This is a genomic window from Micromonospora inyonensis (assembly GCF_900091415.1).
Classification (GTDB): Bacteria; Actinomycetota; Actinomycetes; order Mycobacteriales; family Micromonosporaceae; genus Micromonospora; species Micromonospora inyonensis.
This window is the reverse complement of record NZ_FMHU01000001.1, coordinates 2,471,009-2,493,613: the sequence shown is the minus strand read 5'-3', so window position 1 is coordinate 2,493,613 and position 22,605 is coordinate 2,471,009. Positions and strand designations below refer to the sequence as shown.

Sequence of the window (22,605 nt, the reverse complement as noted above, 5' to 3'; positions counted from 1 at the left end):
TTTCGTGCAGGGTTATCGGAGACGGTCCGGCCGAGACGGCCGGACCGGGGGCTGGGAGGTCGACGGGCCCGGTCAGCCGACCGGCTGACGGGCACGGGACGGGTCGACGACGCGGTCGGCGACCCGCTCGGCCCACCCCTCGGCGTCGTCGAAGTCGAGGAAGCGACCGAGCCGGCCCAACTCGGCGACCGGATCGGCGACCAGTTCCTCGTACCGCATGGTCAACAGGTGGGCGGGCTTCTGGTCGGCCAGCGCCTGCTCGGCCTGCGCCGCCATGAACGCGCAGAGAGCGACGTAGCGGCGCAGGTTGTGGCCACGCTCGCGGAGCGCGTCGGGGGTCAGCCGGTCCGGCAGGTACTGCTCCAGCTCCTCCGGTACGGCGTCACCCGGCTGCAGCCGGAACGGGTCCAGCCCGCACCGGCCGAGGAACTCCACGCGGATCTGGAGGAGTTGGAACGACGAGTGCCGGCTCATCGACTTCGCGGTGGGCTCCCAGTCCCGGGTCAGGTAGACAATCTTGGCCGCCGGGAAGCCCCGGAGCAGGTACGGGGCCACGTGGCTGGAGCCTCCGGAACGCTCCACCCAGCGCTTCCTGCCGGTCAGCACGGCCAGCAGGTCCAGGAAGTCCTGGTGGTGCCGGGCCACGCTCTGCTCGGGGAAGTCGGGCACCCGGCGGGCCAGCTCGTCGAAGAGGGCGTCCGGGTCGTCGGAGACCTTCGACAGGGTGATCGCCAGGATCCGGGGCAGCTCGGTCATCCGGTCGCCCCACCGGCCGGTGGACGGGTAGTGCAGCTCCTTCGGCGACAGCCCGATCCGGAACAGCGTGGCCAGTTCCGCCTTGGGGCTGGCCAGCACCTCCCAGTACTCCGCCCCGGTGATCACCTCGGCGCTGCGCGCCCAGGGTGCCACCGACATGAAGAACTCCTGGGCGGAGAGCGTGTCCGGCTCCTCCGCGATCAGGTCGGAGAGGAGCGTCGACCCGCACCGTCCACTGCTGATGATGATCGACCGACCGGTGATCGGGGTGTCCATCGGGAGTCCTCCTGCGAGTTGCGTGGTCATGAGGTGGTGGTGTGGTCGACGGCGAGCCCACCCGCGGCGGCGACCCCGGGTCCGGCGGGAGTCCCTCCTCCGACGGGCGGCGGGCACTCGGCGGTCAGCCAGTCGAAGACGTGCCGGCGTACCTGCTCGGGCTGGTCGATCAGGACGGTGTGCTTCTCGTCCGGGAGAACGACCGTGCGGGCCTGGGGAAGCAGCGATCGGACCGCCGGGGCCAGCTCGTGCACGGCGGACCGGCCGCCGTAGACGCAGAGCACCGGGCAGCCGATGGCCGCGAGCTGCTCGCCCGGCGGCAGCGCGCTGGCCGGCAGCTCCTCGGCGAGCGTGGTGCTGGTCAGCATCCGGCGGGTGTCGTCGGCCCGGCGGGCGGCGAGCCGCCCCCGCCGGAGCCCGATCTCGGCCACCGTGCCCTCCCGGGGGAGCCGGTCGACGACCCGGGCGAGGCGGACCTTCACCCGGGCCATCCACTCCTCGATCGGCGGGGCCGACTCGACCGCCACGATCCCGGCGACCCGCTCCGGGTGCCGCGCCGCGTACCCGAAGGCGATCGTGCCGCCGAAGGAGTTGCCGCAGAGCAGCAGCGGACCGGTCACGTCCAGCTCGGTGAGCAGTCCCGCCAGGTCGTCGACGAAGTCGGCGAGGGCGTACCCGGTGGCCGGGCGGTCGCTGCGACCGTGCCCGCGCAGGTCGTACAGGAGCACCGGGAAACCGGCGGTGGCCAGCGGCTCGGCAAGCGTGAAGTACCAGCTCGCCATCGTGTCCGAGGCCATGCCGTGGATCAGCACGGCGGTCGGCATCGGCGCGGAGCCGTCGGCCGGCGGCGGGTGGGGCGGGTCCAGGCGCTGCGTGTGCAGCGTGATCCCGTTCGCCCGGACCATGGTCACCGGGCGGCCACCTCGACCGTGCCGCCGGCCTTCGCGTCGAGCGCGTCGGCGATGTGCGTGACCAGGTGCCCGACGGTCAGGTCGGCGACGTTCTCCAGGTCCAGCTTGGCGACGAAGTGCGCGAAGTTGACGGTGTCCCCGTACCGGGTCTGGAGCCGGCCGGCGAGGGAGACCACGTCGATGCTCTCCATGCCGAGCTCGTCCCGGAAGGTGGTGTCCATGGTGATCTCCTGGTCGGCGACGAAGTCACCGAGCACGGCCTGGATCATCTGGGTGATGTCGGCGAGGACCTTGGCCTGCGTGGCGGACATGGGGTTGCTCCTTCTCGTGTCAGCTGATCGGTGCGCGGGGGTCAGGAACGGGTGCCACCGGGGGCGGTGGCGGGCTCCGGACCCCAGGTCCAGGCCACGACGTACCGCCGGGGCGGCAGGTCGTCGGGGTTGGCGACCTCCCGGTGGCCGACCCGGTAGGTCCGGCCGGCGACCTCGACGGTGAGCGCCTCGTCGGTGGCCGCCCGGACGGCGATCGGGTGCGGGCCGCCGGCCGGGCCGACGCCCTCCGCCTTGCCGACCGTCTCCCGGGCCGCCCGGAACCGGGTCGCCCAGAGCTGGCGTCGCGCGGCGTCCGTGCCGGCCAGCGACTCCAGCAGCGCGGTCTCCGCCGGGTCGAGCACGCAGCCCGCCGGCAGGTCGGCGATCTCCGCGACGTCGATGCCGACGCCCGGTCCACCGATCGGTTCACCGGGGGTACGCGGCTTCGCGATGGCCACGCCGATCTCCTGGCAGTGCGCCAGCGAGACCTCGCAGTCGCGCATGCCCCGACCCTCCCGGCCCTTCACCCAGGGGCGGCCGTCCGGGTCGTTGCCGACGGTCAGCTCGATCGGATAGATGTCGGTGTGCCCGTCCTCCCAGAGGCGGGCCCGGACGGCGTCCTTGGCCGCGATCCGGCCGAGCATCCACTGCTTGCGGGTCTTCGCCGGCTGCCGTTCGTACTCGGCGTTGGCGGCGCCACCGAGGATGCCGCGGGCGGCCATGCCCCGGGTGACCAGGTCCGTCCAGCAGTCGAAGGCCATCGTCCAGCCCTCCGGCTGGAACAGCGACATCGGGTACTTCTCCGGGAAGCGCTCGGCGACCCGGGCCTGCGGATGGCTGTCGAAGCGCCGGTCCACCGCGCCGTTGATCTGCGCCCAGACCCGGCCCTGGTAGCTGAGCTGGGTGTCCGCGACGAGTTGCCCGTCGTCGATGGAGCGGACCCGGGCGACGCACTCGAACGCCCGACCGGCGGGCGGGGGCGGCCCGAAGAACTGGACGTTCCGGAGACCGACCGGCAACGCCACGGTCCGGATCGGCTGGGTGGTGATCAGCCAGTTGCCGATGACCTGGAGCGCGTTGTCCAGCAGCGCACCGGGCGGCACCGGGGCGGTGACGACGCCCCGCACGTGCATGTCACCGATGGCGTGGATCGTGGTGACCCCCTGGAACTGCGGACCGTGGAACATCAGCCGCTCCGCGTACATCTCGTCCGCGGGGAGGGTGGTCGGACGCTCGGTGGCCGGGTCGTGCGTCCAGGGCTGCTCGGTCGGCTCCGGGTAGGCGGTGGCCATCTCGACGGTGGCCCGGGCGTACGAGCCGATCGCGCAGGTGTACCGGTTTGCCCCGGCCTCCCGCACGGTGATCTCGACGTCCTGGGCCGGCTCGGCGATCAACCAGCGGTTGAACTTGGCGTCGTGCACCTCGATCACCCGCTGGCCGGGCAGCAGCTGCTCGGCGGCGTCCATCATGTGCTGGACCAGGGCGGTCGCCGGCACCACCGGCCAGCGGTCCTCGATGTTCGGCCAGTCGTCCGGCTGCACGAAGAAGCAGTGGTCCCGCAGGTACGGCATGGTCTCGATGGAGACCCGCAGGGTGACCCGACCGACCTCCCGGCTGGCGGCCGGTGCCGGGCGGGCGGCCTGCGGGGTGGCCGGCCGCTGTGCGGCGACGGTCGGCGGGGTGGCCCGGACCGGCGTGACCGGACGGGCTCCGGCGACCGGCGGGGTGCCGGGCCGGGGCGGGGTCGGTGCGGTGCCCGGTCGGGGTGCGGCGGCCGGCGCGGTTCCGGCACGGGGGGCGACCGGTGGCGCGACGGACGACCGGGGCGCGGCGGCCGGCGGGGTCGCCGCAGTGGCGGGACGCGGCCCGACGGGCGCGGCCGTGCCACCCGCCTTGGCCAGCACGCTCGCCGTGCCCTGGGCGGTGTCCCGGAGCAGGGCGGCGAGTTCCGCGGCGGCCCGGGAGTGCCCGGCGAGCTGGTTGAGCGCGGCCAGTGCCCCGGCGGTCTCGCCGGTCGCCGCCGGAGCGGCGGGCTGGGCGGCAGCGGCCGGAGCGGCGGCGACCGGGGACCCGTTGCCCGAGGTCGGGAGGCCGAGCAGGCCGGCCGCGTCCTCGCCGAGCCGGACCAGCGGCCCACCCAGGTCGAGCTTGATGGTCGGGCCACGCTTGCCGCTGCCCACGGTGCTCTTCGCCGCCGGGGCGCGGCCGCCCGGGGTGGACAGCACGCGCAGGTCCGGCGACCCGCCCTCCACCCAGAGCGCGGTCGCCACCCGGCGGAGCTGGTTGAGCCCGCTGCGGTGCGAGACGTTGACCGGGATCGCCAGGTGGTCCTTGCCGCGCAGGTTGTCGTCGACGAGCGAGGCGAGCTGCCCGGCGCCGACCTGGAGGAAGACCCGGAAGCCGGCGTCGTACATGTTGGCGACGGTCTGCCGGAACCAGACCGGCTCCATCATGTGCCGGATGAACAGGTGGCGAATCTCGTCGATGTCTTCGGGACACGGCGCGGCCAGGGTGCCCGACCAGATCGGCAGCTGGCTCGGCTGCACCCGCAGCCGGCCCAGCGCGTCGCCGATCGAGCGGAGCCCGTCACCGAAGATCGGGGTGTGGAACGCCGACTTGAAGGGCAGCTTCTGGCAGAAGACGTTCCGCCCGCGCAGCACCTCCACCAGCCGGTCGACCTCGGTCTCCGGCCCGTTGACCACGCACTGCTGGGGCGCGTTGTCGTGCGAGAGCACCACCCCGGGGAAGTCGGACAGCAGAGGCGTGACCTGGTCCGCCGCCGTGGCGGCGGCGGCGAAGACGTACCCGGAGATCTCCACCGACTCGGCGCTGAACATGGCGAGGAACTCGTCCATGCTGGCCCCGTCGGCCTGGCCGCTGACCGCGGCGGCGGTCCACTCGCCGATGCTGTGCCCGGCGACCGCGTCCGGCGTCACGTTCATCCGGCGCAGCGCCTCGTGCAGGATCTTGCCCACCTCGATCAGGCCGGCGCCGTGCTGCCCGAGGTCCGCCATCGACCAGGGGCGGTCCGGCAGGCCGAAGTGGGCGGCCAGGTCGGTGGTCCGGGGCGCGAACTCCGCCTCCAGGCCCGGGAAGACCGAGATGAGCTTGCCGCCACCGGCCAGCAGCGGGTCCGGGGTGAACCAGATGTCCCGGCCGCCCCGCCACGCCTGGCCCCGGGCGACCGTCTTGCGGGCCACGGTCAGCAGCTTGTCGCTGGGGTTGACGATGCCGAGCCGGACGCGTTCGGAGCCGTCGACCGGGCCGGGCACGGCCTGGGCCCGCTCGGCACCGAGCCGGCGTACCGTCGCGTCGTCGGCGGCGAGCAGTTCGGCGAGCGCGGCCGGGGTCGGCGCGGCGAGCCAGAGCACCTGGTCCGGCTCGTCCACCACCACCCTGCCGTCGGCCGTCGCGGTCAGCCCGGACGTCGGCAGAGCGACCCCGGCCGAGTCGGACACCTGCTCGACGATCACGTGGGCGTTGATCCCGCCGAAGCCGAAGGCGTTCACCCCGGCCCGGCGTGGGCCGTCGCTCTCCCAGGGCTGGGCGGAGGTGATCGGCGCGAACCGGGTTCCGGCCATCTCGGCCCGGGGGTTCTCGCAGTGCAGGGTGGGCAGCAGCACGCCCCGGTAGACGGCGAGGGTCGCCTTGATCAGGCCGGCGGCGCCAGCCGCCGGCATGGTGTGGCCGATCATCGACTTCACCGAGCCGATCACCGGCTTCGGACCGCCCCGGTACGCCCCGAAGGTCTGCCCGATGGTGGTCAGCTCGGCCGCGTCGCCGGTGGGGGTGCCGGTGCCGTGCGCCTCCAGCAGGCCCACCGCGTCCGGCGCGGTCGGGTCGAGCCCGGCCGCCGCCCAGGCCCGTTCGATGGCCAGCACCTGACCGGAGACCGCCGGGTTGAACATGCTCGCCGACTTGCCGTCACTGGAGACCCCGCTGCCCCGGATCACCGCGTAGACCCGGTCGCCGTCGCGCACCGCGTCGGCGTACCGCTTGAGCACCACGATGCCGGTGCCCTCGCCGATCAGCAGCCCGTCGGCGTTCGCGTCGAACGGCCGGATCTCGCCCTGCCGGGACAGCGCCCGGAGCTGGTTGAACACCGACCAGAAGCTGATGTCGTGCACGTGGTGCACGCCGCCGGCCAGCACCGCGTCCAACCGGCCGTTCTGGAGCTCGGTGATGCCCTGGTCGACCGCGATCAGCGACGAGGCGCAGGCCGCGTCGATGGTGTACGCCGGACCGCGCAGGTTGAGCCGGTTCGCCACCCGGGAGGCGGCCAGGTTCGGCACCAGGCCGATGGTCCCCTCCGGCTGGTACGGGCCGAGCCGCTCGTCGAACTTCTTGCGCAGCATCTCGAGCCGGGCCGGGTCGACGTCCGGGATCAGTTCCCGGAGGATGCTGATGACCTGGCTGGACATCCGGACCCGCTGGGCGTACCGGGCCTGGGCGGGGCTGAGGATGCCACCCCGGCCCAGGATCACCCCGACCCGCTCCCCCGACGGGAGCCGGTCCGGGCCGCCCGCGTCGTCGATGGCCTTCGCGGCCACCTCGAGCGTGATGAGCTGGTCGGGCTCGATCTCGTGCACCGACGCGGGCATCACGCCGAACTTCAGCGGCTCGAAGGTGGCGTACTCGTCGACGAAGCCGCCCCGCCGGCAGTACATCCGGTCCGCCCGGTGGGCCTGCTCGGGGTCGTAGAACTCCTCGTCCCAGCGGTGCGTCGGGACGTCGGTGATCGCGTCCACCCCGGCGACCAGGTTGTGCCAGTAGCTGTCCAGGTCGCCGGCCCCGGGCATGAGCGCGGCCATCCCGACGATCGCGATCTGCTGATCGGGCTTGGTCACGGCGGTCACCACCCCGACGCGGTGTAGACGACCGAGGTGTCGCCCGGCTCGGCCCAGGCCAGCTCACGGAGCAGGCTGAGCGCGCCCTCCTCCGGGTCGATCAGGCCGATGCCGCGGCGGGCGTACTCCCGGCTCAGCTCGGCGGTGACCATGCCGCCGTGGCCGGCACCCGGGGCCCAGGGGCCCCAGTGGACGGTCAGGCAACGGATGCCGGTGCTGGTGGACCAGCGGGTGCCGATGGTGTCGAGGGCGTCGTTGGCGGCGGCGTAGTCGGACTGGCCCCGGTTGCCGTAGGCGGCGGCGATGCTGCCGAAGAAGACCACGAACTTCGGCTGGTCGGGCAGGTCGTCGAGACCGGCCAGCACGGCCCGGGCCCCGTCGACCTTGACGTCGAAGACCCGGGTGAAGGACGCCGGGTCCTTCTCGGCGATCAGTTTGTCCTCGATGATGCCGGCCGCGTAGACCAGGCCGTCGAGCCGTCCGTGGTGCCGGTGGATGTCGGCGAGCAGCGCCTTCGTCGCGTCCGCGTCCCGTACGTCGAGGGTGTGGTAGCGCACCTCGCCGCCGAGTTCGGTCAGTTCGGCGATGGTCGCCTCGACCTCCCGGCCGGCCAGGATCGCCGACGCCCGGCGCTCGATCTCGGCCGGGGCGCGCAGCCCCTGCCTGACCAGTGCCGCGCGCAGCTCGGTCTTGTCGCGGGCGGCGGCCAGCTCCGCGTCCTCCGGACCCGTCGGCCGCGGGGTACGACCGACCAGCTCGATCCGGCACCGGCCGGCCGAGGCGAGACTGCGGGCGAACCAGGGGGTGATGCCCCGGGCCCCGCCGATCAGCACGACCACCGACTCGTGGCTGAGGCCGAGCGCGGCGACCTCGGCGGCCCCGTCACCGGCCGGGCCGGCACCCCGGGCGGCCAGCGCACCCAGGTCCACCTGGACCAGGTCGGCGACGTACCGCTCGTCGCCGCGCCGGGCGACGACCGGGGGCTTCTCCTCGCCGACGGTCAGCAGCTCGTCGAGGAGCTGCCGGGCCAGGACCTCCGGTTCCCCCTCGGCGTCCAGCTCGACGAAGCGGGCGGTCAGGTCCGGGTACTCCCGGGCGATGGTGCGGAACAGGCCGGGCATGCCGTCGGCGGTGCCACCGGCAGCCGGTGCGCCGGCTCCGATCAGCCACCGCGGGTTGGTCGCCAGAACCCGCTTGACCAGCGGGAACACCGATGGCAGCAGCGGTCCTTCGGTGCGGGTGAGCCCGTCGAGCAGCAGGAACCCGTCGAAGCCCTGGTCGGCCTGCTCGCTGTCGAGGACACCGAGCTGTCCACCCGCGCCGTGCTCACCGAGCAGCTCCGCCAGGTGCGCCCCGACCGCTCCGCCTCCGGTGATCAGGAACTGCTTGCCGGCGAGGAGTTCGGCGGGGTCGCCGAGGGGCGCGGGCCGGACCGACTCCCGGGGCACCAGCCGCTTGGGCGGGATGCCGGGGTTCGCCAGTTCCTCGGCCGCTGCCGGGGCGGCAGCCGGGGTCGGCGCGACCTCGGCCGGGGCGGCCGTGGCGTTCATCTTCTGGTCGAGCCAGGTGACCATGGCGCGGACGGTCCGCGCCTTGACCAGGTCCTCCAGCTCCGACTCGTCACCCTCCACCGCGAGATCCAGACGCTGCGCGACCTCACCGGCCACCTCAGCCCGCTTGATCGAGTCGATCGACAGATCCGCCTCCAGATCCAGATCCAACTCGATCAGATCCACCGGATAACCCGTCCGCTCACTGATCACCGCAAGGATCGCGGCCTGGAAGTCCGCCAACGACGCACCACCCACCGGAGCAGCCGGAGCCGCGACAGCAGGGGCGGCGGGAGCGGCGGCGACCGGCGCGGAGACCGTGACGGTGGCCGACATCTTCGCCTCGAGCCAGGTGACCATGGCGCGGACGGTCCGCGCCTTGACCAGGTCCTCCAGCTCCGACTCGTCACCCTCCACCGCGAGATCCAGACGCTGCGCGACCTCACCGGCCACCTCAGCCCGCTTGATCGAGTCGATCGACAGATCCGCCTCCAGATCCAGATCCAACTCGATCAGATCCACCGGATAACCCGTCCGCTCACTGATCACCGCAAGGATCGCGGCCTGGAAGTCCGCCAACGACGCACCACCGGCCGGAGCAGCCGGACCAGCCGGAGCCGCGACGGCGGGGGCGACGGCGACCGGCGCGGCGGTGCTGCCCATCCGCTGGTCGAGCCAGGTGACCATGGCGCGGACGGTCCGCGCCTTGACCAGGTCCTCCAGCTCCGACTCGTCACCCTCCACCGCGAGATCCAGACGCTGCGCGACCTCACCGGCCACCTCAGCCCGCTTGATCGAGTCGATCGACAGATCCGCCTCCAGATCCAGATCCAACTCGATCAGATCCACCGGATAACCCGTCCGCTCACTGATCACCGCGAGAATCGCGGCCTGGAAGTCCGCCAACGACGGACCGGCCGGGGCGGCCGGGGCGGGTGCCGGCGGGGCGATGGTGGGCGCGGGAGCGTACGTGGCGGTCGCGGCCATCGCGGACCCGCCGTTGGTGGAGACCGCCATCGCCGGAACCGGCGTCGGTTCGGCCGCCGGGACGTACTGCGCCGGGGCGTACTGCGCGGGTGCCGGCTGCGCCGGAGCCAGCGCCGAGCCGTTCGGGTACCCGTCGGTCCGGTGCGGTTCGGCCGGCTGCCAGACCAGGCGACCACCGCTGCCACCGTCGCCACCGTCGCCGAGGAAGGCGAGCATGATGTCCCGCTGCGAGGCGATCATGTCCCGGGTGGTCCGCAGGAACTCGCCGAGCAGCTCGCCCCGGATGTCCTGGACGACGTGCTGCACGGGGGCAGGGGCAGGGGCGTGGGCACCGTTCGAGGGGCTCATCGGCAACTCCTTGACGATTCGGGGAGGGGTCATGCCACCGGGGAGGCAGTCGCCGTTCTGGTCGCGGACGAGCTGCCCGTCGACCGTCCAGATCGGACGGCGGTGCGGCACGGCGTCGCGGCGCGGACCGCCGACCCGTCCGTGGAACAGCCAGTCGGTGCGGATCGGCACGCCGGCGCAGGCGATCTCGCCGACCGAGATGAGGAATCCGCGCAGTCCCTCCGCCGGTCCGCGCTCGGTGGCGACGGCCCGGTAGGGCCGGTCGCCGAGCACCGCCTTCACCAGCTTGCTGAGCACCTGGCCGGGGCCGACCTCGACGAAGGTGCGGGCACCCGCGGCGTACATGGCCTCGATCTGCTCGACGAAGCGGACCGGTTCCCCGATCTGCTCGGCGAGCTGCTGGCGGAGCTGGTCGAGGTTGTCGACGTAGGGGGCGGCGGTCAGGTTGGACCAGACCGGGATGCGCGGCTCGCTGATCCGCCGGTCGGCGAGCACCTCGGCGAAGCGCTCCACCGCACCGGCGACCAGCGGGCTGTGGAAGGCACAGGCCACCGGGATGAGCTTCGCCGAGAGGCGAGCCTCCTTGAGCGCCACCACCGCCGCCTCGACCTTGGCGGTCGGGCCGGAGATGACGATCTGCTTCGGCGCGTTCCGGTTGGCGAGCACCACCTCGCTGGTCAGCCCGGCGCTGGCCAGCACCTGGGCCACCTGCTCGGGCGTGGCACTGACGGCGGCCATGGTGCCCGGGTCCTCGCCGGTCGCGCCGAGGATCGCCGCGGCCCGTTCCCGGCTGAGGTCGAGCAGGGTACGGGCGTCGAACGCACCGGCCACGCAGAGCCCGACGAGTTCGCCGTAGCTGTGCCCACCGGTCATGTCCGGCCGGACGCCGAGGCGGCGCAGCAGGTGGTCGACGGCGAGTCCACCAATACCCAGCACCGGCTGGGCGACCCGGGTGTCGCGGACCCGGTCCTCCTGCCGCCTGCGGCTCTCCTGGTCGAAGGCGGTCGGCGGGAAGAGCAGCTCCGCCGCGTCCCGGTCCAGTTCCAGGTAGTGCCGCAGCTCGGGGAAGGTGACGAACAGTTCGGCGAGCGCACCGGGTCGCTGGCTGCCCTGGCCGGGGAAGAGGAAGGCGACCTTGCCGGGGTCGGCGTCCCCGGTCGGTTGCACCAGACCTCGCGCCGGGTCGTGCTCACCGGCGAGGGCCCGGCGCAGCAGGGTGTCCAGCTCGGCGGTGTCCCGGGCGACGATCGCGACCCGGGTGGGTCCCCGCCGTCCGGCGGCCTCCCCGGCGACCTGGGCGGCCAGTTCGGCCAGCCGGCCCGGGCGGTCCCGGTCGGTGTCGGCGGCGAGCCGGTCTGCCAGCTGCACGATCGCCTGGTGGGCGGCGGCGGAGTCGACGCCGGGGAAACAGAACAGCTCCGCCGGCCAGGTCCGGCGCGCGTGCCGGGGCTCCGGGGCGTCGCCGTACGCGGCGAGCACGGTGTGGAAGTTGGTGCCGCCGAAGCCGAAGGCGCTCACCCCGGCGATCCGCTCCCGCGCCGGGACCGGCCAGGGGCGGGCCTCGGTGTAGAAGGCGAACGGACTCCGCTCCGGATGCCAGGCCGGGTTGGGCCGCTCCAGGTGGATGGTCGGCGGCCGGATGCCGTTGTAGAGGGAGAGGGCCACCTTGATCACGCCGGCCAGGCCGGCGGCGCACTTGGTGTGCCCGATCTGCGACTTCACCGAGCCGAGCGCGCAGCTTCCGGGCTCCGCGCCGGCCTCGGCGAACATCTTCGTGAGCGTCTCCAGCTCGGTCCGGTCGCCGACCACCGTGCCGGTGCCGTGCGCCTCGACCAGGCCGACCTCGCGCGGCGAGACGCCGCTGCGGCGGTACGCCCGGTCCAGGGCCCGGCGCTGCCCGTCCGTCCGGGGCGCGGTGAGGCCGAGGGCGCGTCCGTCGCTGGAGCCGCCGAGGCCCTTGACCACCGCGTAGATTCGGTCGCCGTCCCGCTCGGCGTCGGCGAGCCGCTTCAGCACGATGCAGGTCACGCCCTCGCCGAGGGCGATGCCGTCACCGGTCGAGTCGAACGGGCGGGACCGGCCGGTCGGCGAGAGCGCGTGCGCGGAGGTGAACATCAGGTAGTCGTTGATGCCGTTGTGCAGGTCCGCGCCGCCGCAGATCATCATGTCGCTGTCGCCGCTGAGCAGTTCCTTGCAGGCGGCGTCCATCGCGGCCAGGGACGAGGCGCAGGCCGCGTCGATGGTGTAGTTGGGGCCGCCCAGGTCGAGCCGGTTCGCCACCCGGCCGGCGATCACGTTCGCCAGGACGCCGGGGAAGCTGTCCTCGGTGACCGTCGGGAGCAGCTCCTCCATCTCGGCGGGCACGTCGCCCAGGTACGCCGGGAGCATGGTGCGCAGGGTCTGCGCGTGTCCCATGTCACTGCCGGCCTCCGCGCCGAACACCACGCCGGTGCGGGAGTGGTCGACGCCCGGCGCGTCGTAGGCGTACCCGGCGTCGACCAGCGCCCGGTGGGAGATCTCCAGGGCGAGCAGTTGGGTCGGGTCGATACTGGCCAGGGCGGCCGGGGGGATGCCGTAGCCGATCGCGTCGAAGGGCACCGGCTCGATGAAGCCGCCCCACTTGGAGACGCTGATCCGGCCGGTCTGCCCGGGGCCGACCTCGGGGGCGTAGTAGAGATCGGTGTCCCAGCGCTGCGGGGGCACCTCGCCGACGGCGTCCGCGCCGCTGAGCACCGTACGCCAGAAGCTCTCCAGGTCCGGCGAGCCGGGCAGGATGCAGGCCATCCCGACGATGGCGATGTCCAACGGCGCGGGGGCGTCCTCGACCTCGGCGGGCGGCGCCAGCCGCTCCCGGATCGCGTCGAGGCTGTTCCCGTGGTACTCGCGGGCTCCGGCGCTGACCGAGTCGTGCAGCCCGGCGATGGTGGTCGCGTCGTCGCGCAGCACGACGATCTGCCCGGCCATGAACATGCCCTCGGCGGCCTGCTCGTCCTCGCCGACCGAACGCAGCGTGTCGCCCTCGCGCACGATCCCCTTGCTGGCGATCCGCGCCCGCCCGATGTTGAGCTTCTCCAGCTCCTGCCACGCGTCGCGGCTCTCCATCCCGGACTCGCGCAGCTCCTCGCGGCGCTGGTAGAAGTCGTCGACGAACGGGGTGGGCAGGCACCGGGTGACGTGCCCGGGGGCGGTCTCCAGCAGCGCGGTCCGCTCGGCGGCGATCGCCTCACGCTGGAAGAGCGGCTGGACGGCGTTGTGTTCCACCGCCTCGGCGGTGAAGAGGTACGCGGTGCCCATCAGCACACCGATCCGCGCGCCCCGACGGGCCAGCGGCGACGCCATGGTGGCGACCATCGCGGCCGAGCGGGCGTCGTGGATGCCACCGGCGAAGAACACCTGGAGTGCCGTGGCCGCGTCCGGTTCGGCGTCGAGGTACTCCTCCAGCACCATGAGCTGGGCCTCCCAGAGCGGGAAGCTGGCCCGGGGTCCGGTGTGGCCGCCGCACTCGGCGCCCTCGAAGATGAACCGGCGGGCCCCGGAGCGCAGGAACTGCCGCAGCAGCCCCGGCGACGGGACGTGCAGGAACGTGGTGATCCCCTGCTGCTCCAACGCCTTCGCCTGCGGCGGCCGGCCACCGGCGATGATCGCGCAGGCCGGACGCAGCTCCCGGATGACCTCCAGTTGCGCCTCGCGTATCTCCTCGGGGGCGAAGCCGAGCACGCCGACGCCCCAGGGCCGGTCGCCGAGGCGGGCGGCGGTCTCGGTGAGGATGCGGCGGGTCTGTTTCGCGCCATTGAGGGCGAGCGCGACGAAGGGCATGCCACCGTCCTCGGCGACGGCGGCGGCGAAGCCGGGCTCGTCGCTGACCCGGGTCATCGGCCCCTGGGCGACGGGCACCCGGATGCCGAGGTCCACGGCCAGCGGCGATCCCGGCGCCAGCACCTCACCGGCGGCGTCGTCGGTGGCGGCGTCGAGCATCAGGTCCCGGATGCCCCGGACGGCGGCGGCGGTGTCCGGCCAGCGCTCGGCGAAGACGGAGGCGAGCCAGCCGTCCTGGCCGATCGGCACCAGCTCGGAGGCCTCGTCGTGCGGGCCGCCGCGCCGGATTCCCCGGACGCCGTCGACCAGCACTGTCTCGGAGCCGTCCATCCGCCGGATGGCGGTCCGCACGTCGGTGGGCAGCTCGGACTCGGGCATCAGCGCGAGCTGACTGTCCAGGACGACGCCGGCCGCCCCGCCGACCAGACAGGCGGCCGCGGTGCGGGGGCCGACACCACCGGCGACCCAGACCGGCAGGTCGAGGGTCTCGTCGGCGACGAGCTGCTGGAGCAGGACGAAGGAGCTGAGGTCACTGCCCCGTCCACCGGCCTCCATGCCCCGGGCGATCAGTCCGTGTGCGCCGGCCTCGGCGGCGGCGCGGGCCTCGTCCCGGCTGGTCACCTCGACCAGCACCCGGTAGCGGGGGGCGGTCTCGGCCACGTCCCAGGGCGAGTCCGACGTCAGCACGACCAGGTCGACCCCGTCGGGCGCGATCCGCTCCACCTCGCCCAGGGTGGCCTGGCACCCGGCCGGTACCCGTACCCCGAGCGGCCCGGGCGACCAGGCGACGGCCTGGGCCAGCGCGCGCAGCGCCCAGTCGTCGCCGCCCGCCAGATCCAACACTCCCACCCCACCGCCGACGCGAGCGGCGGCGGCCAGCCGCGGGGCGGGCTCCAGGGCACCGCCGGGATTGACGACCATGACGAGGTCGCGCGTGTACGTTGCAGTACTCATCGGGCTCCCACTTCGTTCGCGAGGGTCTCGCGTTGCGACGGGCTGGATCGGTCAAACCACGAGTGACCAGAACCGAATTTGCATGAATCGATGTTGCGCTCCGTAACAAGCTAGTGGCAGCTTGTTACCGAATGATTAACACGATCCCGGACGTGAAGAAGCCTCGTAATCCCTACCGAGCAGGCGGGATATGCCTCAACCGCTGCCAGGAAGAACCGACGAGAACCGGTCGAGAACCACTGGAGGCGGGGTCGGAGCGGACGGCGAGAGGGTTGTTAATTACTCACGAAACAACTAGCCGACCAGGGCCCCAATGACCGGAAACGTGAGACACATCAATCCGTCTCAATATCTGGACGGGCTCTTGTCAGGGCGACCGGCGGCCGTGGACGATCCCTTTCCGTCCCCCCAGCCGCCATTCCCTATCGAATAGCTCTGACTTACCCGAGAGTGGGGTGAGGAACCCGGACGACCGGATGCCCTGATCAGCCGACCGACATGGCCCGCCACCTGCCGCTTCGGCTGACCGACGACCCGCAGGAGCGCCCCCTGGACGCCGGGACCACCCCTCCCGCCGCCTCCCACCTAGTGATAAGTGGCCCACGCCACAGATCATGCGGCGCCCGATTAAACACTTAACAATCGTTTTTCCCGCCACGTCCGGTGATCGCCGCGTCGCCCTACCGTCGGCGGCCGCCGCACGGGCCGGCAAAGCCCCCGTCACCAGCACGAACGCTCGACCGTCCGGCCCCGAAGGGATTGCCGACGCGCTTGCGTGACGAACCCGCTAACTCTGATTACCTCTTTATGATCGGCGGTTAAAAGTGCGTAAACTCATCCTGCTCGCCCTGGTCGGCTTTGGCGCACAACTTGTTGACGGCAGCCTGGGGATGGCATACGGAGTGACATCCACCACATTGCTTCTCGCCATCAACACCAGTGCTGCCAGCGCGTCCGCGACCGTTCATCTGGCCGAAATCGGCACGACGCTCGTCTCCGGGGCCGCCCACTGGAGATTCGGCAACGTGGACTGGCGGGTGGTGCGCCGGGTCGGCGTACCGGGAGCCCTCGGAGCCTTCCTGGGCGCGACCTTCCTCTCCGGTCTCTCCACCGCCGCGGCCGCCCCGCTCATGTCGCTGATCCTGCTGGCCCTCGGCAGCTACGTGCTGATCCGCTTCACCGTCGCCGGGCTGCCCACCGGACGCGTCGGGCTGCCGCTGCGCAAGCGCTTCCTCGGCCCGCTGGGCCTGGTCGCCGGTTTCGTCGACGCCACCGGCGGTGGCGGTTGGGGCCCGGTCGGCACCCCCGCCATCCTCGCGAGCGGCCGGATGGAGCCGCGCCGCGTGATCGGTTCGATCGACACCAGCGAATTCCTGGTGGCGGTCGCCGCCAGCCTCGGCTTCCTGGTCGGCCTCGGCTCGCAGAACATCGACTACGGCTGGGTGGTCGCGCTGCTGCTCGGCGGCATGGCCGCCGCACCGCTCGCGGCGTGGCTGGTCCGGAAGGTCCCGCCCCGGGTGCTCGGCTCCGCGGTCGGCGGCATGATCATTCTCACCAACGGCCGGACTCTGCTGCGCAGCGAGTGGATCGACGCCCCGGCGGCTGTCCGGTACGTCTGCTACGCCGTCGTGACGGTCACCTGGGCGGCGGCGGTGGTGTGGTCGGTCCGGCAGCATCTCGCCACCCGGGACGCCGCGGCAGCCGCTCCCGCCGAACGGGCCGGGCTGGCCGACGGGGTCAGCTCCTGACCTGGCTCCCGACCGGACAGGACTCGTCGCCCGGGGTCGGTCAGGCCCGCCCAGCGGTGCCCGGCCTGCCGACCCCGGGGCGACGCGGTCGCGCCCGCCCCACCACCACCACGACCGTGCCGACCAGCAGCACGCCCAGACCGGGCAGGGCGAGCGGCTGCGGGAGCTGCCCCAGCCAGAGCCAGCCGATCAACGCCGCGCCCGGCACCTCCAGCAGGATCAGCACGCTCACCGTGGTGGCCGAGACCCGCCGCAACGCGTAGTTGAACATCGAGTGCCCGAGCAGCTGCGCCCCGGCGACCAGCGCGAGGATCACCAGCCAGGTGTCGGTGTCGTATCCGCCGAGCGGTATCCCACCGACCAGGCAGACCACCAGCAGGACGGCGGCGCAGACGCTGTAGCAGATCGTGGTGTAGGTGGTGGTGCTCTGCGTGGCGCGGGCCCGCTCGCCGAGGGCGGTGTAGCCGGCGATGAAGACGGCGCCCGCGATGGCCAGCAGGTCACCGGCGAAGGCCCGACCGGAGACGGCGAAGTCCGCACCGCTGGCCAGCACCGCCCCCAGCACCGCGATGCCGATGCCGACCCACACCGGGCCCGGCAGCCGCCGCCCCTGCCAGCGGGCGATCAGCCCCTGCCAGACCGGCTGGGTGGCGCCCAGCGCGGTCGCGGCGGCGACCGAGGTGAGCTGCGCGCTCGGCATCCAGGTGGCGAAGTGCCCGGCCAGCGCCACCCCGGAGAGCACGCAGTACCAGCCCTCGCGCCGGCCGGCGTCCGACCCCAGGGCCCGGAACTCGGCACGGCGGCGGAGCAGCGCCCACGGCGCGACGACACCGGTGCCGAGCAGGTTCCGCCAGAAGGCGATGGCCAGGGCGGGCGCGGTCGCGAACGCGATGAGCGGCGCCGACGAGGAGACCGCCGCGACGGCCACCACGATCGCCCCGGTGGTCAGCGGATCGAGCGGCGGATGCCGCGGTGACGGGTGCACGGGGAACGGGCCGGCGGGTCAGCGGCGGCGCACCCGGTGCAGACGGAAGGGCTTGCGGGTCCGGCGCACGGCGGGCGTGTCCCGGGGCGGCTCGGCCAGCGAGTCGTCCGGCAGGGCGGACCCGGCGAGCGGCGTCCCCGCCGGCTCCAGCCGGCTCAGCACGCAACCGTCCGCAGCCCACCGACCCACCAGGTCGGTGGCGGAGCCGGACGCGTTCAACCGCTTGCCGGCCACCGCCGGGGCCACCGTGGCCCACAGTTCGCTCTCCGGGTCGACCCGGGAGACCCGCGCCGGGAAGGTCACGATCCGGCCGCCGTGGTCGCCCCGGAGGGTCACCTCGGCCTCCGCCGCCCCAACCAGGTCGGGCGCCGTCTGCTCCCCCGGGCCGCTCACCACGAACAGCGCCCCCTCCAGGGGTACGCACCAGAGCGCGAGCGCAGGGCCGCCCGACACCCGGACCCAGGCCACGGCGGCCTTCTTCGACGCCTCGTCGACCAGGGGCGTGGCCGCCCGCTCCTCCACCTCGTCGCTCACACCGGGAATCCTGCCCTACCCCGGACCCGCCCGCCGGACGGACCTCCCGGCCCCGCACGGCCGACCACACGGGTGGCGACGCCCCGGCGGCTCCGCGTCGGTGCGGGCGGGGGATCAGCCGAGGAAGGGCGGGATGTTGATCTCGCCCCGGGCGACCGGCATCACCTGGCCGCTGACCGTCGCGCCCAGCACGGTTCCGCCGGCCGCGGTGACCGTGCAGGTCAGCACGGACGGGCGGTTCAGCTCGAAGCCCTGCTCGACGGTGTACGACGACCGCCCCTCACCGGGTAGCAGGCCACTGGCGACCAGCCACACGCCCAGGCCGAGAGCGGCCGAGCCGGTGGCCGGGTCCTCGGGCACCCCCATCCCGGGCACGAACACCCGGGAGCGGGCGGTTTGCGTACCGGCGTCCCAGGAGAAGACGCTGACATGCTCCACCCCGTACCGTTCCGCCGCCCTCACGTCGACCCGCGCGCGGGCCAGCGCGTCCGGGCGGACCGGCAGGTAGGGGAACTCCAGCCCGCAGCCGGCCACCCGCGGCGCCGGTCCGGCGTGGTCACTGGCCCGCAGCCCGGCCACCTCCAGCAACGGTTCTACGTCCAGCTCCGGTCCGAGCGTCGGCATCCCGCCGGTCAGCGTGGCGGCCGTCCCGGTCACCTCGACCGGCAGCACCCCCGCCCCGCACTCCTGAGTCACCGCACCGATGTCGAACCAGCCCCGCCGGCACGCGGTCACCGCCGCGCCCACGCTCGGGTGGCCGGCGAAGGGCAGCTCCGCCGCCGGGGTGAAGATCCGGGCCCGGTACGTCGCACCGGCCTGGGTGGCGGGCAGCACGAACACCGTCTCGGAAAGGTTGAACTCCCGCGCGAGCGTCTGCATCTGCTCGGTGGCGAGTCCGTCCGCGCCGAACACCACGGCCAGCGGGTTGCCGGCGAACGGGCGGTCGGTGAAGACGTCCACGATCTCGTAGGCCAAGGTCGACATGTTGATAAACACTAGGCGCATAGGCTGGTCGACGTGAGCACGCCGACCCGGGTCTACATCGCCCGACTCGCCGGAGTGGCCGTATTCGACCCGAACGGCGACCAGGTGGGGCGGGTCCGCGACGCGGTGGCCCGGCTCCGGCCGACCAACCGGCCGCCCGAGGTGGTCGGACTGGTCGCCGAGATGCCGATGCGCCGACGCATCTTCCTCTCCATCAACCGGGTCACCACCCTCGAGGCGGACGCGGTGGTGCTCGGCACCGGGACGCTGAACCTGCGTCGCTTCGAGAAGCGGCCCAACGAGCTGCTGGTCCTCTCCGAGCTGCTCGACCGCCGGGTGGACCTCGACCCCGACGGGCAGTCCGGCACCGTGGTCGACGTGGCGATGGAGTGCACCCGGGGCGGCGAGTGGTCGCTGAGCCGGGTGGCGGTCCGGGAGCAGACCGGCCGGCTCACCCGCCGGGGCCACCTGCACCAACTCGACTGGGACAAGGTGCGGGGGCTCACCGGCTTCGCCGACACCCGGGGGACGGCCAACCTTCTCGCCGTCCTGGAGGACATGCGCCCGGCCGACCTGGCCAACGCCCTCCAGGAACTGCCTGACCTGCGCCGCAACGAGGTGGCCGCGGCCCTGGACAACGAGCGCCTGGCGGACGTGCTCAGCGAGCTGCCCGAGCACGACCAGGTGGAGATCCTCTCCGCCCTCGGCCGGGAACGCGCCGCCGACGTGCTGGAGGAGATGGACCCGGACGACGCGGCCGACCTGCTCAACGAGCTGCCCCCGCCGGAACAGGACGTGCTGCTCGACCTGATGGAACCGGACGAGGCCGACCCGGTGCGCCAGCTGCTCAAGTACACCGCGGGCACGGCGGGCAGCGTGATGACCTCCGAGCCGGTGATCCTCCCGCCGGACGCGACCGTCGCGGAGGCGCTGGCCCGGATCCGGGAGCCGCAGCTCTCCCCCGCCGTGGCGGCGCAGGTCTTCGTCACCCGCGCCCCGATGACCACCCCGACCGGGCGCTACCTGGGGATGGTGCACTTCCAGCGCCTGCTCCGGGAGCCGCCGGCCGACCTGCTCGGCGGGGTGGTGCTCAACGACATCGACCCGCTGCGCGAGACCACCCCGCTGCCGGAGATCACCCGCCGGATGGCGACCTACGACCTGGTCGCCATGCCCGTGGTGGACCGCAACAACCGGCTGGTCGGCGCGGTCACCGTGGACGACGTGCTGGACCACTCCCTGCCCCGGGACTGGCGGGAGCGGGACACGGCCGCGGACCTGCCCGCGGAACCGCTCGCCGGCTCGCCGACCGGGTACCGGCTGACGGACGGTGGGCATGGCTGAGCAACGCCGCCCCGAACGGCTGGACCAGCCGGCGGAGCCCCGCACCGTCAAGCTGCCCCGGTTCGACCCGGAGGCGTTCGGGCGCTGGTCCGAGGGGATCGCCCGGGGCATGGGTACGGCGAACTTCATCGTCTACATGACGGTGGTGATCGCGGCCTGGTTCGGCTGGAACACCCTGGCCCCCGCTGACCTGCGCTTCGACCCGTACACCTTCACCTTCCTCACCCTGATCCTGTCGTTGCAGGCGTCCTACGCGGCCCCGCTGATCCTGCTCGCGCAGAACCGGCAGGCCGACCGGGACCGGGTCTCGCTCGAGGAGGACCGCCGCCGCGCCACCATGCAGAAGGCGGACACCGAGTACCTGGCCCGGGAGATCGCGGCGCTGCGGATCGCCATGGGGGAGGTGGCCACCCGGGACTTCCTCCGCTCCGAGCTGGCCCGGCTGGCCGAGGAGCTGGACGAGGCCCAGCAACGCCGCCACCGGCTGGAACGCCGCCAGCAGGAGAGGCCCGGCCAGCGCCCCGATCCGCTCGACGAGCCCCGGGACGAACCGGACGGATTCTGACCGGCGCACCCGGGCCGCCGACTCGCTCACACCGCCCCCGCGGCCCGTGGTCCCGGACGGACACCGACGTAGCATTGCCGGCATGTCAGCACCCGTCAGCACCGTCTCCGACGCCGTCCAGGCCGCGCTGGCCACCGTCGACGACCCCGAGATCCGCCGGCCCATCACCGACCTCGGCATGGTCCGCTCCGCGGTCGTCGGCGACGACGGCGTCGTCCGGGTCGAGCTGCTGCTCACCGTCGCCGGCTGTCCGCTGAAGGAGAAGCTGCGCAGCGACATCACCGCCGCCGTCGGCGCGGTGCCCGGGGTCACCGGGGTGGAGATCGAGTTCGGCGTGATGAGTCCCGAGCAGCGGCAGTCGCTCCAGGCGAAGCTGCGCGGCGGCGGTTCGGCCGAGGAGCCGGTCATCCCGTTCGCCCAGCCCGGCTCCCGGACCCGGGTGTACGCGGTGGCCAGCGGCAAGGGCGGCGTCGGCAAGTCCAGCGTGACGGTCAACCTGGCCGCGGCGCTCGCCGCCCGGGGGCTCGCCGTCGGCGTGGTCGACGCGGACATCTACGGCCACTCGGTGCCCCGGATGCTCGGCGCGGACGCCCGTCCGACCCGGGTGGAAGACATGATCATGCCGCCCCAGTCGCACGGCGTGAAGGTCATCTCGATCGGCATGTTCACCGCCGGCAACGCCGCCGTGGTGTGGCGCGGCCCGATGCTGCACCGGGCGTTGCAGCAGTTCCTCGCCGACGTCTACTGGGGCGACCTGGACGTCCTCCTGCTCGACCTGCCCCCGGGCACCGGCGACGTGGCGATCTCGCTGGCCCAGTTGCTGCCGAACGCGGAGATCCTGGTGGTCACCACCCCGCAGGCCGCCGCCGCCGAGGTGGCCGAGCGGGCCGGGGCGATCGCCCTCCAGACCCACCAGCGGGTGGTCGGCGTGATCGAGAACATGTCCTGGCTGGAGCTGCCGGACGGTTCCCGGATGGAGGTCTTCGGCGCAGGTGGCGGGGCGACCGTGGCCGAGTCGCTGACCCGCACCATCGGCGCGCAGGTGCCGCTGCTCGGGCAGATCCCCCTCGACACCCGGGTCCGCGAGGCCGGCGACGCCGGCACCCCGATCGTGCTCGCCGAGCCGGCCGCCCCGGCCGCGAAGGCACTGGACGCGGTCGCCGACCGGCTGGCCCTCCGCCGCGAGTCGCTGCTCGGCAAGCCCCTCGGCCTCAAGCCCGCAGGCCGCTGACCGACGCCTCACCCGATCCCCGCCGCGGCGCGGCGCGGCGGGGATCAGGTGGCGTCGCTGTCGAAGCTGCGGGGGCGCGGCGGCGTGGCGGCCGGGGTGCCACCGGATCGCAGGTCCGCCGCCGTGGCCACGTCGTTCAGCTCCTTGTGCACGCCGGTGACGTCGGCACGCAGGTCGTCGTAGATGCCCTGCAACGGCTTCCGGATCACCTGCTCGTCCTCCTCGCTGAGCAGGTGCTTGCGGATGAACGCCTTGGGATGCAGGTCCTCCAGCTGGATGTCGGTGCCCAGTTCCCGGCTCAGGTCGGTGGTGGCGTTGCGGGCCATGTTGCGCAGGTTGCGCACCATCCGCAGGCCGTCGCTGATGACCGTGGGCAGCCGGTCACCGAAGATCAGCAACGCGAGCAGCAGCAGCGCACCGACCTCGAACGCGCCCAGGTTGTCGAACACGCGCAGCCT

General features: G+C 73.2%; 13 protein-coding genes. 4 read left to right on the top strand and 9 right to left on the bottom strand.

Annotated features, from left to right (window positions below; all coding sequences use genetic code 11):
* Nucleotides 1-72: 72 nt before the first annotated feature.
* Genes GA0074694_RS11220 through GA0074694_RS11200 form a run of 5 tightly spaced genes read right to left on the bottom strand, consistent with a single transcriptional unit; the run spans nucleotide 73 to nucleotide 14,756 of the window.
* Nucleotides 73-1,032, bottom strand: a complete 960-nt coding sequence (locus tag GA0074694_RS11220) for a sulfotransferase domain-containing protein (RefSeq protein ID WP_091456630.1) — start codon at nucleotides 1,030-1,032, stop codon at nucleotides 73-75.
* A gap of 26 nt (nucleotides 1,033-1,058) precedes the next feature.
* On the bottom strand, nucleotides 1,059-1,937 hold the full coding sequence (locus GA0074694_RS11215) for an alpha/beta fold hydrolase (RefSeq protein ID WP_245714739.1): 879 nt from the start codon (nucleotides 1,935-1,937) through the stop codon (nucleotides 1,059-1,061).
* Nucleotides 1,938-1,939: 2 nt separating this feature from the next.
* Nucleotides 1,940-2,254 carry an acyl carrier protein gene (locus tag GA0074694_RS11210; RefSeq protein ID WP_091456623.1) on the bottom strand — a complete coding sequence of 105 codons (315 nt, stop codon included), beginning with the start codon at nucleotides 2,252-2,254 and terminating at the stop codon, nucleotides 1,940-1,942.
* A 41-nt stretch (nucleotides 2,255-2,295) separates the two neighbouring features.
* On the bottom strand, nucleotides 2,296-7,101 hold the full coding sequence (locus GA0074694_RS11205) for a type I polyketide synthase (protein ID WP_218105670.1): 4,806 nt from the start codon (nucleotides 7,099-7,101) through the stop codon (nucleotides 2,296-2,298).
* Between the two features lie 5 nt (nucleotides 7,102-7,106).
* The gene (locus tag GA0074694_RS11200) at nucleotides 7,107-14,756 is read right to left on the bottom strand and encodes a type I polyketide synthase (RefSeq protein WP_218105669.1); all 7,650 of its coding nucleotides are present in this window, start codon (nucleotides 14,754-14,756) and stop codon (nucleotides 7,107-7,109) included.
* Between the two features lie 824 nt (nucleotides 14,757-15,580).
* Here GA0074694_RS11200 and GA0074694_RS11195 point away from each other — a divergent pair.
* Complete coding sequence (locus GA0074694_RS11195) at nucleotides 15,581-16,504, top strand: sulfite exporter TauE/SafE family protein (protein WP_091456620.1); 924 nt, start codon at nucleotides 15,581-15,583, stop codon at nucleotides 16,502-16,504.
* Between the two features lie 40 nt (nucleotides 16,505-16,544).
* Here the strand turns inward: GA0074694_RS11195 and GA0074694_RS11190 are convergent, their stop codons facing one another.
* The 3 genes from GA0074694_RS11190 to GA0074694_RS11180 form a co-directional block, all read right to left on the bottom strand.
* On the bottom strand, nucleotides 16,545-17,489 hold the full coding sequence (locus GA0074694_RS11190; RefSeq protein WP_091456616.1) for a DMT family transporter: 945 nt from the start codon (nucleotides 17,487-17,489) through the stop codon (nucleotides 16,545-16,547).
* Nucleotides 17,490-17,507: 18 nt separating this feature from the next.
* Nucleotides 17,508-18,023: a hypothetical protein gene (locus GA0074694_RS11185; protein WP_091456612.1), complete on the bottom strand. Its 516-nt coding sequence runs from the start codon at nucleotides 18,021-18,023 to the stop codon at nucleotides 17,508-17,510.
* A 114-nt stretch (nucleotides 18,024-18,137) separates the two neighbouring features.
* On the bottom strand, nucleotides 18,138-19,007 hold the full coding sequence (locus GA0074694_RS11180; protein WP_091456608.1) for a PhzF family phenazine biosynthesis protein: 870 nt from the start codon (nucleotides 19,005-19,007) through the stop codon (nucleotides 18,138-18,140).
* Nucleotides 19,008-19,040: 33 nt separating this feature from the next.
* On the opposite strand from GA0074694_RS11180, the gene GA0074694_RS11175 reads away from it, so the two are divergent.
* The 3 genes from GA0074694_RS11175 (at nucleotide 19,041) to GA0074694_RS11165 (ending at nucleotide 22,147) form a co-directional block, all read left to right on the top strand.
* Nucleotides 19,041-20,351: a magnesium transporter MgtE N-terminal domain-containing protein gene (locus GA0074694_RS11175; protein ID WP_091456605.1), complete on the top strand. Its 1,311-nt coding sequence runs from the start codon at nucleotides 19,041-19,043 to the stop codon at nucleotides 20,349-20,351.
* Nucleotides 20,344-20,916: a DUF1003 domain-containing protein gene (locus tag GA0074694_RS11170; protein WP_091456601.1), complete on the top strand. Its 573-nt coding sequence runs from the start codon at nucleotides 20,344-20,346 to the stop codon at nucleotides 20,914-20,916. Before GA0074694_RS11175 ends, GA0074694_RS11170 begins: the two co-directional genes overlap by 8 nt.
* A gap of 82 nt (nucleotides 20,917-20,998) precedes the next feature.
* The gene (locus GA0074694_RS11165; RefSeq protein ID WP_091456597.1) at nucleotides 20,999-22,147 is read left to right on the top strand and encodes a P-loop NTPase; all 1,149 of its coding nucleotides are present in this window, start codon (nucleotides 20,999-21,001) and stop codon (nucleotides 22,145-22,147) included.
* 44 nt (nucleotides 22,148-22,191) lie between these two features.
* Here GA0074694_RS11165 and GA0074694_RS11160 read toward each other — a convergent pair whose 3' ends face one another.
* Nucleotides 22,192-22,596 (bottom strand): twin-arginine translocase TatA/TatE family subunit, encoded by a 405-nt coding sequence (locus GA0074694_RS11160; protein ID WP_091456593.1) that lies wholly within the window; start codon nucleotides 22,594-22,596, stop codon nucleotides 22,192-22,194.
* Nucleotides 22,597-22,605 lie beyond the last annotated feature (9 nt).